The 12,439-nt window shown below is 60.3% G+C and carries 12 protein-coding genes; 4 read left to right on the forward strand and 8 right to left on the reverse strand.

The genetic code is table 11. The features are described 5' to 3' along the window. The first annotated feature begins 29 nt into the window (after nucleotides 1-29). Complete coding sequence (locus AAGF34_RS24295) at nucleotides 30-1,175, forward strand: HDOD domain-containing protein (protein WP_342618285.1); 1,146 nt, start codon at nucleotides 30-32, stop codon at nucleotides 1,173-1,175. Between the two features lie 27 nt (nucleotides 1,176-1,202). On the opposite strand, the gene AAGF34_RS24300 is transcribed toward AAGF34_RS24295, so the two are convergent. Continuing rightward, on the reverse strand, nucleotides 1,203-1,586 hold the full coding sequence (locus tag AAGF34_RS24300; RefSeq protein ID WP_342618286.1) for a hypothetical protein: 384 nt from the start codon (nucleotides 1,584-1,586) through the stop codon (nucleotides 1,203-1,205). An 88-nt stretch (nucleotides 1,587-1,674) separates the two neighbouring features. On the opposite strand from AAGF34_RS24300, the gene gloA reads away from it, so the two are divergent. Then, nucleotides 1,675-2,067 carry a lactoylglutathione lyase gene (gloA, locus tag AAGF34_RS24305; RefSeq protein ID WP_342618287.1) on the forward strand — a complete coding sequence of 131 codons (393 nt, stop codon included), beginning with the start codon at nucleotides 1,675-1,677 and terminating at the stop codon, nucleotides 2,065-2,067. 16 nt (nucleotides 2,068-2,083) lie between these two features. Here gloA and AAGF34_RS24310 read toward each other — a convergent pair whose 3' ends face one another. The 4 genes from AAGF34_RS24310 to edd all read right to left on the reverse strand — a co-directional run bounded on the left by AAGF34_RS24310 (nucleotide 2,084) and on the right by edd (nucleotide 5,657). Then, complete coding sequence (locus tag AAGF34_RS24310; RefSeq protein WP_342621173.1) at nucleotides 2,084-2,536, reverse strand: bacteriohemerythrin; 453 nt, start codon at nucleotides 2,534-2,536, stop codon at nucleotides 2,084-2,086. A 51-nt stretch (nucleotides 2,537-2,587) separates the two neighbouring features. Then, nucleotides 2,588-2,992, reverse strand: coding sequence for a hemerythrin family protein (locus AAGF34_RS24315; protein WP_342618288.1), 405 nt, complete (start codon nucleotides 2,990-2,992; stop codon nucleotides 2,588-2,590). Nucleotides 2,993-3,142: 150 nt separating this feature from the next. Continuing rightward, complete coding sequence (eda, locus tag AAGF34_RS24320; RefSeq protein ID WP_342618289.1) at nucleotides 3,143-3,784, reverse strand: bifunctional 4-hydroxy-2-oxoglutarate aldolase/2-dehydro-3-deoxy-phosphogluconate aldolase; 642 nt, start codon at nucleotides 3,782-3,784, stop codon at nucleotides 3,143-3,145. Nucleotides 3,785-3,815: 31 nt separating this feature from the next. Further along, nucleotides 3,816-5,657, reverse strand: a complete 1,842-nt coding sequence (edd, locus tag AAGF34_RS24325) for a phosphogluconate dehydratase (RefSeq protein WP_342618290.1) — start codon at nucleotides 5,655-5,657, stop codon at nucleotides 3,816-3,818. A 253-nt stretch (nucleotides 5,658-5,910) separates the two neighbouring features. Between edd and AAGF34_RS24330 the strand changes: the two genes are divergently transcribed. Further along, nucleotides 5,911-7,119: a Do family serine endopeptidase gene (locus tag AAGF34_RS24330; protein ID WP_342618291.1), complete on the forward strand. Its 1,209-nt coding sequence runs from the start codon at nucleotides 5,911-5,913 to the stop codon at nucleotides 7,117-7,119. Nucleotides 7,120-7,158: 39 nt separating this feature from the next. On the opposite strand, the gene AAGF34_RS24335 is transcribed toward AAGF34_RS24330, so the two are convergent. After that, nucleotides 7,159-7,389, reverse strand: coding sequence for a hypothetical protein (locus AAGF34_RS24335; protein ID WP_342618292.1), 231 nt, complete (start codon nucleotides 7,387-7,389; stop codon nucleotides 7,159-7,161). Between AAGF34_RS24335 and AAGF34_RS24340 the strand changes: the two genes are divergently transcribed. Continuing rightward, nucleotides 7,382-10,831: a DUF6701 domain-containing protein gene (locus tag AAGF34_RS24340; RefSeq protein WP_342618293.1), complete on the forward strand. Its 3,450-nt coding sequence runs from the start codon at nucleotides 7,382-7,384 to the stop codon at nucleotides 10,829-10,831. The genes AAGF34_RS24335 and AAGF34_RS24340 overlap by 8 nt on opposite strands. Here AAGF34_RS24340 and AAGF34_RS24345 read toward each other — a convergent pair. Then, complete coding sequence (locus tag AAGF34_RS24345) at nucleotides 10,828-11,394, reverse strand: NTP transferase domain-containing protein (protein WP_342618294.1); 567 nt, start codon at nucleotides 11,392-11,394, stop codon at nucleotides 10,828-10,830. The two genes, AAGF34_RS24340 and AAGF34_RS24345, sit on opposite strands and share 4 nt — an antisense overlap. 31 nt (nucleotides 11,395-11,425) lie before the next feature. Next, a complete protein-coding gene (locus AAGF34_RS24350; protein ID WP_342618295.1) occupies nucleotides 11,426-12,436 on the reverse strand; it encodes an XdhC family protein in 1,011 nt (336 codons plus the stop codon). Nucleotides 12,437-12,439: the final 3 nt, after the last annotated feature.

Consider the following 12,439-nt stretch of genomic DNA (forward strand, 5'->3'; position numbering starts at 1 on the left):
TGCGCCTCAGGCCTAGGGAGCCGATTGACGTGACATATATAACTTTGGCGTTGGCCGTGCTGGCCGCCGTGGGGATTGTTTTTCTGCTCAAGAAAGGCGGATCCGCGCCCAAGGCGTCTGTACGGCATCCGGTGAGCGGGCCGGCAACGCCGCCGCCCATGCCGACTGCCAAAGTGCCCGCTGCGGCCCAGCCTGCCATGCGCAGCATCGTCCGCGTCGCCAATCCACACATCGAAGCCATGCTCAAGGGCTTTGAGTTCACCCGCAGCGCCGACCTTTCCGAGGAAGAGGCCCAAGCGGTGGTGGACATGCTGGTGCGCATACCGCGGCCGCCGAGCGCGTTGCACAAGCTGGTTTCACCAGAGTTCCTGGCTTCGGCCAACACCTCGGAACTGAGCGAGATCGTGATGGCCGAGCCGCAGATCGCCGCCAAGGTCCTGGTGGTGGTGAACTCCCCCTTCTACGGTCTGAAGTCGCCCTTGAGCAGTATTGGCCAAGCGGTGACCTTCATGGGCATGAACACGGTGCGCAGCATCTGCCTTCAGTACATGCTCGATGAGTCCTTCCAATCCGAGGACCCTGAAGTCAAGAAGATCTTCGATGGGCTCTGGAACGCCAGTGCCTTTGCCAGCGAGCTCTGCTACAAGTTGGCGCAACTGCTGCAATTGCCCGAACCCGGTACCCTGGTAACCCAGGTCGTTCTGTCCTTTCTGGGCCATGTGGCCAGCCACTCCCTGCTGCCCAAGAGTCTGGTCATGCCCATGATGGCCAAGGGCATGCTGGAGCGCGCCCGCGTGGAGCAGCGTGAACTGGGGCTCAGTGCGGCCGAAATCGGCAGCCTGCTGATGCGCGAATGGGAGCTGCCCGACAGCATCGTGAACAATGTGCGTGACATTGATTCCGTGCTGGTCACACCCTGCGACAGCACCCAGCTGCAGCGCAGCACCCGCATGGCGTTTTGCTACGTGTGCGCAAGGCTGGGCGAACGCTTGGCTTACGGCGAGATCAAGGACCTGTCGACGTTCGATCTATCACAGGAGCACAGCGTGGAGTTTTTCCATGTGCACTCTTACCTGAGCCTGCCCACTCTGACGCGTCTCAATGAGTTCCTGCATATGCCGGAGGTAGTCGCTTCCATTAACGCCATGGTTTTCAACATGCAATTGCGCAAGTGAGACGCCCTCTGGCATGCCCGTGAGCGGCTAGCCCCTGACGAACAGAGTCTGCAAGGGCTCAGCGCCAACTTGCCGGCTCCAGTGTCCGTGTACCGTCGGGTCGAATACAGCACCCTCGGGCAACACGTCTGCCGAATAGAAATGCTCACCCGGCTTGAAGATGCGAGACTCTCCGCCCTGGATACCAATTTCCATCTGACCGGCCAGGATGAAAACCCATTGGGGTGCTCCGGTGCAATGGAAGGAGCTGCGAAACCCCACCGGACTCACACGCAGCTGAAAGCCGCCGGAAGCAAACACTTCGGTCAACATGGACTGCGGGTTGCCTTGCGTATAAGGTATGCGGTCCTCGCGAAAACGGGCACGTCCATCGACGTCGGTAAACAAAACAACTTGGGTGAAATAGGTCATCGCGTACTCTCAAGAATGGACTGGTCTGGCGTCCGACATTCTGCCGCACGGCATGCGCAGGGCAATGAATTGCGCCACAATCTGCGGCATGCAATTCCTACACACCATGCTGCGCGTTGGCAATCTTCAACGCTCCATCGACTTCTATACCCAAGTGCTGGGCATGAAACTGCTGCGGACTTCGGAGAATCCCGAATACAAGTACACCCTGGCGTTTCTGGGCTTTGAGGCAAACCCGGCACAAGCTGAAATCGAACTCACCTACAACTGGGGCGTGGAACAGTACGAGATGGGCACCGCCTACGGTCACATTGCGCTGGGCGTAGAGGACGCCTATGCGTCCTGCGAAAAGATCAAGGCTGCCGGTGGCAATGTGACGCGTGAAGCCGGGCCAGTCAAGGGTGGCACGACGGTAATCGCATTTGTCACAGACCCGGACGGATACAAGATCGAGTTGATTCAACTGAACTCGAGGAAGTAGCTGCGACGCCCGGCGCTCAAGGTTCGCCACCCTGCAAGAGGAACTTTTCGTAAAGGTCCTCGCCAATAGGTCTTTGCAATGACGACTTCACGTAGGTGGCGATTTGCAGGTCTTCATTGATCACGTGCTTGGAAAACCATTCGTGGAGCTCATACAGAACGTCTTCCGGGAACTCGACGCCATGTTGAATTCTTGACAACTGCACCTGGATCTCGATCAGCAGTTCCGTGTGGATTCTTGCGTGCTTCTCCACATCGGGATAGCCGATCTCGTGCATGAGGTTTTGCTCGCTGATGAAGTGGAATTCGGTGAATTTTTTCACCTCCAGCAGCACCCGACGGACGGTGCGTTGCGGTTGTCCCGTCTTGATGGCGATATCCAGCTTTCGACACAGCAACATCAACATGCGGTGCTGCGTGTCTATCAGGGCGTTTCCCAGCGCAAGCTCTTCCTTCCATTGGATAAACATCAAGCCCTTTCGTTGTTCATTCTTGGTGCGGTCAGTGACGCGACTGCCAATTCAGCTCAATTCGCCTCGCATGGTCTCCTGGGTTTCCATATAGTCGGCAAGCTTTGAATCGTCGGCCGGAATATGTTCCAGGGCCCAGTGCCTGATGAACTCCTCCAGCGCTTTCTTGTCCAGAGAATCGTTCAGGATTTGCTCCTTCACTTCCTGCAAGCGGTGGGTCAGCACCTGATGCGAGCGCACATGCTGCGCATATCCGGGGAAGTTCACGGCCCGCATCAGCGACTCTTCGTACACGAAATGGCTTTGCGTATATTCAAATAGGCTTTCCGCACAATGCAACTGCTCTTCCTTTGAACTGGCTCCCAAAAAGCGGTTGGCGATCCTGAAAAGTTGCCGATGCTGGTGGTCAATCTGCTGATTGCCAATGTTGAATGTGTCATTCCAGTGGATTGTCATGACTGCTCCTGATTCGAATGATTCATCACACTCTACGACATTTGGATGGCAATGACACTTGTTTGACGCCCGGGCGATGAGCCTCAGCTCCTTCTTCAACGGAAAAGGGGCCGCAGCCCCTTTTGAATGGATAGGTGCAGACAGAACCGCCTACTTGCGCAGGCTTTGCGTGTCCTTGGCCAGTTGGGTAATGCGCGCCCACTCGCCCTTTTGTACGGCATCGGCCGGCACCAGCCAGGAGCCGCCCACGCAGACCACATTCGGCAGAGCCAGGAATTCGGGGGCGTTCTGCAGCGTCACACCGCCGGTTGGGCAGAAGCGCACATCAAAGAATGGGCCGCTCCAGGCCTTGAGCATGGCAGGTCCACCAGCTTGCATGGCGGGGAAGAACTTGAGTTCGGTAAAACCGTCTTCCTGCGCCATCATGATTTCGCCGCCAGTCGCCACTCCGGGCAGCAGGGACAAACCGGCGTCGCGACAGGCCTGACCCACAGTGGAGGTGTAGCCGGGGCTGACGGCAAAGCGCGCGCCAGCAGCCGCGGCGGCCTGCGCATCGGCCTTGGAACGCACGGTTCCGGCACCCACCACGGCCTCGGGCACATCTCTGGCAATGGCTTCGATACAGGCCAGCGCCTGCGGCGTGCGCAGCGTCACTTCCAGCATGCGGATGCCACCGGCCACCAGGGCGCGGGCCATGGGAACGGCGTGCGCCACGTCGTTGAGGACGATGACCGGGATCACCGGTGCATCGGTCATCACTTGCAGGGCAGAAAATTTCTCGGAAGTGCTCATCTCGATTCCTTGGTCAAAAAAGTTCGGTGCATCAGAACCAGGTGCAGGCACCCTGCTCCGCTGCCAGCGCGTTGCGGCGCATATTGGCAAACAGTTCGCGGCCCATACCCACACCATTGGCTGCACGCAGCGCTTCGGGCATGGCAGCCAGGGGACGGGCTTCCCATTCGGCCGGGTCCACCAGGGCCTGAACCATCTCTGCATTGGCATCAAGGCGAATCACATCGCCATCGCGCACCTTGGCCAAAGGACCGCCAGCTGCTGCTTCGGGCGACATATGGATGGCTGCAGGTACCTTGCCAGAGGCGCCGCTCATGCGCCCATCCGTTACCAGCGCCACCCGGAAACCCTTGCCCTGCAACACAGCCAACGGTGGCGTGAGCTTGTGCAATTCCGGCATGCCATTGGCCTGGGGTCCTTGCCAGCGCACCACGCACACCACATCGCGGTCCAGCTCGCCCGCCTTGAAGGCTACGTGCAAGGCTTCCTGTGAGTCGAATACCCGACACGGCGCTTCGATAACGTGGCGATCTTCCGGCACCGCCGAAATCTTGATCACGCTACGACCCAGATTGCCCTGCAGCAGCTTGAGTCCGCCGCTGGTGCTGAAAGGTTGAGATGCGGGACGCACCACGCTCTCGTCCTTGCTGGCACCGGCTTCGGTCCATTGCAACTTGCCCTGCGCATCGGCCGCAGGAATGGATGCGAATTCGCGCAAGCCACCGCTGCGCACGGTGAGCACGTCGGCATGCATGAAGCCCGCGTCCAGCAGCTGGCCGATCACGAATCCAGGGCCGCCTGCGGCCTGGAACTGGTTCACATCGGCACTGCCATTGGGATACACGCGGCTGAGCAAAGGCACCACATCGGACAGCGCAGAAAAGTCGTTCCAGTCAATGATGATGCCGGCCGAACGGGCCACGGCCACCCAGTGGATCAGGTGGTTGGTGGAGCCGCCGGTGGCCAGCAAGGCCACCATGGCGTTGACGATGCAGCGCTCGTCCACCAGCTTGCCAATGGGCGCGAAGCGCTTGGCCTTGGTGATGGAAAGTACGGTGCGCACGGCCTCGCGGGTCAGCTCTTCGCGCACCGCATTGCCGGGGTTGATGAAGGCCGTGCCCGGCACGTGCAGGCCCATGGCTTCGAGCAGCATCTGGTTGCTATTGGCCGTGCCATAGAAGGTGCAGGTGCCGGGGCCATGGTAGGCGGCGGATTCCGCCGCCAGCAACTCCTCGCGGCCCACCAGACCCTGTGCTGCCTTTTCACGCACCTTGGATTTTTCATTGTTGGACAGGCCCGATGTCATCGGCCCGGCAGGGATGAACACGGTCGGCAGGTGACCGAAGTGCAAGGCGCCAATCAGCAGGCCTGGCACGATCTTGTCGCACACACCCAGCATGAGGGCCGCATCAAACACATCGTGGCTGAGCGCAATGGCGGTGGCCATGCCAATGGTGTCGCGGCTGAAGAGGCTGAGCTCCATGCCTTCAAAGCCCTGTGTCACGCCGTCGCACATGGCGGGCACGCCACCCGCCACCTGAGCGGTGGCGCCCAGGTGGCGGGCTTCGGTCTTGATGATGTCGGGATAGTGCTGCAGCGGTGCGTGGGCGGAAAGCAAGTCGTTGTAGGCGGTGACGATGCCGATGTTGGGAGCCTTTTCTGCCACCACCTTGAACTTGTCGTTGCCGGGCAAGGCAGCGAAGGCATGCGCCACATTGGCGCAACCCATGCGCTCGGCGCCGGGCTTGCGCTGGATGGCCGTGTCCACTTGCGCGAGGTAGGCACCGCGCGTCGGTGCACTGCGCTCCTGGATGCGGCGGGTCACCGCTTCAACGACGGGGTGGAGTGCGGGTGCGGAGTTGGATGTGGCCATGGCGGGTTTTCCGGAAAGGTTGTAACTAAATTACATGATGGATGGTAACTTGGAAATCCCTGCTTGGGAATGCCTGGAGTTACCAGCGGGGTACAGAACCGTGGGCTCCAGCGGGCCCACGTCCTCGCTTTTTCGTTCACAAAACTTTGCAAAACCCTTGCCAAAGTTTGACGCATTGGCGGCATCTTCAACCGTTGCAAAAACTGAGGCCAGACCCTATCTGATCCGTGTTTTTGGCAAAGGAGCATCCACCATGGAAAGATCACGCACATATCCCTTGTTCCGCATGACCATTGCCGCCCTGCTGGTCGCCACGTCCTTCATAGGCGGTTACGCCTATTCGCAGCGCAGTACCGCCACGGCAACAGTTGCCGCCCCAACTGAGCAGAGCGTTGCGGCAGGCACGCCAACCACGCGTTACGCCATCGGCGCCGACTTTGCCGACCTGGCCGCACAGCAGGGTCCGGCCGTGGTGAACATCAGCGTGTCCGGCAAGGTAAAGACCCGCTTTTCCGGCTGGCAGCGCGGCATTCCCGACGGCGACCCCAATGACCCCTTTGCCGAGCTGTTTCGCCGCTTCCAGGCACCTCAACCCAGCGAGACGCCGGTGCATGCGCTGGGCTCGGGCTTTATCGTGGACCCCAGTGGCTTGATCCTGACGAATGCCCACGTGGTAGCCAACGCCGATGAGGTGACGGTCAAGCTCACCGACACACGCGAATTCAAAGCCAAGGTGGTGGGCAGCGACAAGCTGTCGGACGTTGCCGTGCTCAAGATCGATGCCCGCAACCTGCCCACGGTACGAATCGGCGACCCGCAACGCGCACGCGTAGGTGAATGGGTAGTGGCCATCGGCTCGCCTTTCGGCCTGGAGAACACGGTGACTGCCGGCATCGTGTCGGCCAAGTCGCGCACCCTGCCCGACGAGGGCTATGTGCCATTCCTGCAGACTGATGTGCCCATCAACCCCGGCAATTCCGGCGGTCCGCTGTTCAACATGTCCGGTGAGGTGATTGGCATCAACTCGCAGATCTACAGCCGTAGCGGCGGCTACCAGGGGCTGTCGTTTGCCATTCCGATTGATGTAGCGATGAAGGTGGAGCGCCAGCTGGTGGACCATGGCAAGGTCAGCCGCGGCAGATTGGGAATTGGCATTGAGCCGGTCAATGCCGAGCTGGCCAAAACCCTTGGCCTGGACAAACCCACCGGCGCCATGGTCGGCTCAGTGGAGCGCGGCAGCCCAGCGGACAAGGCCGGTGTAACGCCGGGTGACGTGGTGCTGCAATTCAACGGCAAGACCATAGACCGCGCCAACGAGTTGCCGCCGATGGTCAGTGACCTGACGCCCGGCTCCAAGGTCAAGGTCCAGGTTTGGCACCAAGGCAAGAGCCGGGAACTGAGCGTCGTGCTGGGCGAGCTCAAGGTGGCCCGCAATGACGCTGCAACAGATTCCGACAACTGACGATCTTTGAGGCTGAGTGGCAGGGCAAAATCCTGCCACTCAGCCGTCGACCGGCCCGAGGAGAGGCATCTCCGAACGGTTTTGGCGAATGGCCCAGCGCATAGAATGACTCGCAAGATCAACCCAGGTATGCGCTGAAGTGAAATTGCAGATCAAGCTCTTCTTATTGGCGATTTGCTTCAGCTTTGCAGGTTCGATCTCTGCCGCCGTCAGCGTGGTGGCAGCGAACTCATCCACCACAGGGGCTACCGCCTCCACCACCTTGAGCATTGCACCGCTTGGCTCCGCCACCCGTGCGGATGTGATGCTGATGCAACTGACGATGGACAACGCAAGCACCAGCGTCACTGGCATAGGCGCTGGCTGGACCGAGCTATCGACCATTGCACAGAGCACCACCGGCCTGCAGCAACGCGTGTACTACAAGGTGCGCTCCAACACCGAGCCGGCCAGCTACACCTGGACCTTTGCCAGTGCGGTACATGCCACCTTGATACTGCTGGATGCCCGCGGCGTGGATACCAGCGTTCCCGTCAATGCCTACAGCTCTGGCACCAGCTCAGGCACAACCATCACTGATCCGGAAGTTGCGGCGCAAAGCGCCAACTCGCTGTTGGTAGGGTTCTTTGCAAGCGCTTCATCCTCCAGCGCCATTTCCATATCCACCGGGACCATGGTCATTCCCAGCAATGGCAGTGCAAGCGCCGGGCCCGGGGTTGCTGCGGCGCTTGCTACCGAAACCTATGGTGCCAGCGGGCTGACCGGCGTCCGATCGGCAAGCGGCGCCAACGCAGCCAATATCGGGCAGATGGTCGCACTGACGGCAGCAAATGCGCCCACCTGCTTTACCGACAACTTCGCCCGCTCTTCGTTGGGCAGTGATTGGGTTACGAGCAATTCCAAAGGCGGATTCAACCCGCTGATCAATACGGGCAAGAATCGGCTGCAACTGACTCAGAACACCGGCAACCAGGCCACACTGGCCATCCTTCAGCGCCTCTTCCCTGCAGCAGGCAATCTGGTGCAAGTCACGTTTCAGCATTACGCCTATCCCAACAGCAGTGGAGCAGACGGCATCGTCACGATCTTTTCAGACGCCAAGGTCAATCCGGTTGCTGGCGGCAGCGGCGGCTCTTTGGGCTATGCCCAATACAGCAGCCCTGCCAATTCACCGGGCTTTGCCGGCGGATGGTTGGGTGTTGGTATTGACGAATTCGGCAACTTCTCCAACCCCACGGAAAACCGCTATTTGGGTCCGGGCGCCAAATCCAATTCGATCACCATCAGAGGACCGTCCAACTCTTTCTACACGTCAGGCACTGCAAGCAACTATGCCAATGGCTATCCGTACCTGACGAGTGCTAACAGCCTCTCCCCCGCCCTCAGCTCGTCCACTGCGAGCGGTGGCCCTGGTGACTATTTCCGCATCTCCATTGATTCGCGGGTTCCAGGTGAGCAATGGATTCAGGTGGAGCGCAGCACAGACGGCACGACGTACTCCACACCAGTCAACTATTTCAATCTGATGGCCGCGCTCCAAAGCGTATTTGGCGCCAGCACACAACTGCCCTCCATTCCAACGAATTTCTGGTTGTCGTTTTCCGGCGGCACGGGTGGCTCCACCAATATCCACGAGCTCACCAATCTGCAGGTCTGCGCCACCAAGATGGTTTCGGCCAGCCCGGTGATCAACCACTTCCGATTCGAGCTGCCCGTCCGGAACGGCGTGGTGGGATCGATGGATACCTGTCAAGCGGCAACCATGAAGGTGACCGCCTGCACGGCTGCCAGCCCGGCCTGCTCCCCGCTTACAGGAACAGATGTCTATGTGACCTTAAAACCGACTGGCTGGGTTGGCGGCGACTCTGTCACCCTGCTCAACGGCCAGGCCACCTTGCAGTTATCCCAGACCAGCAGCGGAACCATCACGCCCGACATCGACCGGACCAAAACCATCTTCCCAGCCATGGTCAACAGCAGTACCGCATCGGATTGCGTAGCACCAGGAGGCACCACTACCAACAACACCATACCCTGCTCCATCACGGTGAGCCAGTCCACTTCTGGATTTGGCGTGACATTTCCAACCGCTTCGGTTCAGTCATGCGCGGATTCCGGATTGGTAACCATCAAGGCCTGCAGCGCGAGCTACGCCAGCACGACCAAAAACCTGCAGTACTGGTTCAGCTATACCGACCCCTCTTCCGGCACCTTGCCGGTCACACTGAGCACCGACAGTTGGGTGACGACCAAGACCTTGAGCAATGCAACGCCCACCAGCAACACCAGCCCGGCCACCATCAGCGCCACGTTTGACAGCTCGGCACAGGCCAAGGTACGCATCAAATACTCCGACGTGGGCAAGGTCACCCTGAACGTGCGGGACTCTGCGGCGACCACGGTGACGGGCAGCTCATCCGTCATTTTTGCGCCAGCCAGTTTTGCAATCACCGCCATCAAGGACATGGCGGGCAATTCCAACCCTGCTGCCGCCGATGCCAATGGTTCCAGGTTTGTGTCAGCCGGCTCGTCGTTTCGGGTGACGGCCCAGGCACTCAATGGCTGCGCCACACCATCGGTCACACCCAATTTCGGACAGGAGTCCGCCAAGGAAGGTATTGCGCTGGCCCAGTCCCTTCCTTCTGGCCTGAATCTGAACGACAACCCCGCCATCACTGTGGTGAGCGACTTCAACTTTACCAATGGCGTAGGAACCGCCACTGTGAGCTGGTCGGAGGCCGGGATAGTGCAGCTCACACCCAATCTGAAGTCTGGCAATTACATGGGAACGGTCAATGTCACGGGCACTTCCAGCGGAAATATCGGGCGGTTTTATGCAGATCACTTCGATGTGAGCGCAAGCAACTCATGCAACAGCTTCACCTATGACAGACAACCGTTCGCCAGCGTCACTGTGACAGCCAAGTCCTCTGATGGCAGAACTCTGCTCAACTATGCGGGCAACAGCTCCAATCCGGCACTGAATTTCGCACGCGTGGTTACGCTTGCCGACAGCACCGGGTATGGAACCATGCCGCAGATGCCCGCCGCCAACTTCAGCGGCAATGGCGTCGCGTCACTCACCGGTGCCGCTGCCACCTACACCTTCAACGTCAACCCCACCGCGCCGATCACCGCGTCCATAGGTGCTGCAGATACCGACAATCCGGCGTCTATCGGGGCGAGAGTCAATATGCCCATTCGCAGCGGCCGTGTGCGCATGTCCAACGCCTATGGTTCCGAGCTGCTGGATCTCGCCTTACCCATGTGGTCAGAGTACTACAGCGGAACCTACTGGACCAAAAATACAGCGGATACCTGCACCACGCTGGTGAGCCCGTACCTGGTTTTTTCAGGGACCAACACCACGCTGCAGGCCAATACCTGCGTATGGGATAGCGGCAGCCCCGGCGCTTCCGGCAAGGGTTGCACTGCTGCTGCAACCGGCTCCAAGGCCAACCGGAAATTTCTGCAAGGCGGTGTCACAGGTACCGACAGCAGTGGAACAGCAGGCTTTGCTGGCAATTTCAATGTCTGGCTCAAGGCGCCAGGCGCTGGCAATACCGGAGGCAGTAACAAGACCATGACGGTGACCGCGACAGTGCCAGACTGGCTGATGTACAACTGGGGCAGTGGCGTGGCCGCGCCTTCAGCGCGGGCCAGCTTCAATGTCTATAGAAACCCGCTGATCTACTCCCGCGAAAACTATTAGGGCTGGCGCAGCGCACCGGATTGCAGCAACTGCGCAGCATCAGCAAGGTCTTGCAGAGTGTCAATATCGGTCACACAACCCCGATCCCGCACCGACAACTCAACCGCATTGAACCGGGACACCAGGGGCGCAGCGCCTCGGCTGCCACTCAAACCCGCCAGTGCATCGCCGCAGGCACGCGCAAAACGCACCGGATGCCCACGCTGCCCTTCAAACAAGGGCACCAGCACCTCGGCGTCCGGTTGGGAAGTCGCCAGTTCCAAGAGCGTTTGGGGAGCAATCAGCGGCAGGTCAGCAGGCAATATCAACCAGCCTGCCGCATCACGGGTGGCACGCACGGCGGCGGCAATCGAATCCCCCATGCCGGGGTGACCCGCATCCTCCAGGTGCCAGTGCAAACCGGTGGCGCGCACGGCGTCCAAGGTGCGTTGCAACACCGTTTTCCCCACCAGGTCTGCCTGCAACTTGTGGACGCGGCCGCCCGACGCGGTGAAGCGCTCGCCCCGGCCGGAGGCAAGCACCAGCACGGTGGGTAGTGATGCACGGTCTACCGGCAAAGACAATGCGGTTCTTTCTTCAATCCCGGCAACTGGTTCACGCAACCGCGCAGGCGGACACACTGGAAGCTGCGACGGCACTTACCGTGTTCTTCACCTGGACGATCTCGGCCAAGATGGACACGGCAATTTCCGCAGGTGTGCGCGCACCAATGCGCAACCCCACAGGACCATGCAGCCGTTCCAATTGGTGGGCCGTCATATCAAAGTGCTCGGCCAAGCGCTTCTTGCGCGCTTCCTGGTTGCGCCGTGATCCGAGTGCCCCCACGTAGAACGCCTCGCTGTCCAGGGCCTCCAACAGCGCCATGTCGTCAAGCTTGGGATCATGCGTCAGCGCGACGATGGCGGTGTGCACATCGGGCTGAATTTCGCGCACCACGTCATCGGGCATGCCATGCACGCGGCGCACGTTAGCCATGGGCCGCTCGAATAGCGTATGCGCGTACTCTTCGCGCGGATCGCACACCAGCACCTCGAAGTCCAACGCACTGGCCATGCCGGCAACCGTCTGCGACAACTGGCCTGCCCCAATGAGCAACAGGCGCCAGCGTGGCCCGAATAAGGTGGTCAGCACCAAGCCGTCGAATCGCATGGCCTGGCCACGCTGTGCTGGTTTCAGGACCACCTCACCGGTGGACAGCGTCAGCGAGCGCGACACCAACTGGTGCTCTGCCGTGCGTTGCAGCACCTCCTCAATCCAGCCAGTAGCCATGAGAGGCTCCTGCACCAGACGCAGGGTGCCGCCGCAGGGCAAACCGAAACGCGCCGCTTCTTCCTTGCTCACACCGTAGGCGATCATGCCGGGCTTGGTGGTGCGCTCGGCTTCAGGCTGGTTCAGCGAGGCCTTGGTCCGGCTGATCAGGTCGTCCTCCACACAGCCGCCGGATACCGAACCACTGACCACACCGTCGTCGCGCACCGCCAATAGCGCCCCGGGCGGGCGCGGCGCGCTGCCCCAGGTTTCCACCACGGTCACCAGCGTGACCGCGTGGCCTGCGCGGCGCCAGGCCAGCGCGTCCTCCAACACCCTCAGGTCAAGACTTTCCATGTC

Origin of the sequence: Rhodoferax sp. GW822-FHT02A01, assembly GCF_038784515.1 — a bacterium.
GTDB lineage: Bacteria > Pseudomonadota > Gammaproteobacteria > Burkholderiales > Burkholderiaceae_C > Allorhodoferax.

Coding starts and splice junctions, on each gene's coding strand:
- AAGF34_RS24300 (WP_342618286.1), bottom strand. CDS start 1,586: ATGACCTATTTCACCCAAGTTGTTTTGTTTACCGACGTCGATGGACGT.
- gloA (WP_342618287.1), top strand. CDS start 1,675: ATGCAATTCCTACACACCATGCTGCGCGTTGGCAATCTTCAACGCTCC.
- AAGF34_RS24310 (WP_342621173.1), bottom strand. CDS start 2,536: ATGTTTATCCAATGGAAGGAAGAGCTTGCGCTGGGAAACGCCCTGATA.
- AAGF34_RS24315 (WP_342618288.1), bottom strand. CDS start 2,992: ATGACAATCCACTGGAATGACACATTCAACATTGGCAATCAGCAGATT.
- eda (WP_342618289.1), bottom strand. CDS start 3,784: ATGAGCACTTCCGAGAAATTTTCTGCCCTGCAAGTGATGACCGATGCA.
- edd (WP_342618290.1), bottom strand. CDS start 5,657: ATGGCCACATCCAACTCCGCACCCGCACTCCACCCCGTCGTTGAAGCG.
- AAGF34_RS24330 (WP_342618291.1), top strand. CDS start 5,911: ATGGAAAGATCACGCACATATCCCTTGTTCCGCATGACCATTGCCGCC.
- AAGF34_RS24335 (WP_342618292.1), bottom strand. CDS start 7,389: ATGCTCAAGGTGGTGGAGGCGGTAGCCCCTGTGGTGGATGAGTTCGCT.
- AAGF34_RS24350 (WP_342618295.1), bottom strand. CDS start 12,436: ATGGAAAGTCTTGACCTGAGGGTGTTGGAGGACGCGCTGGCCTGGCGC.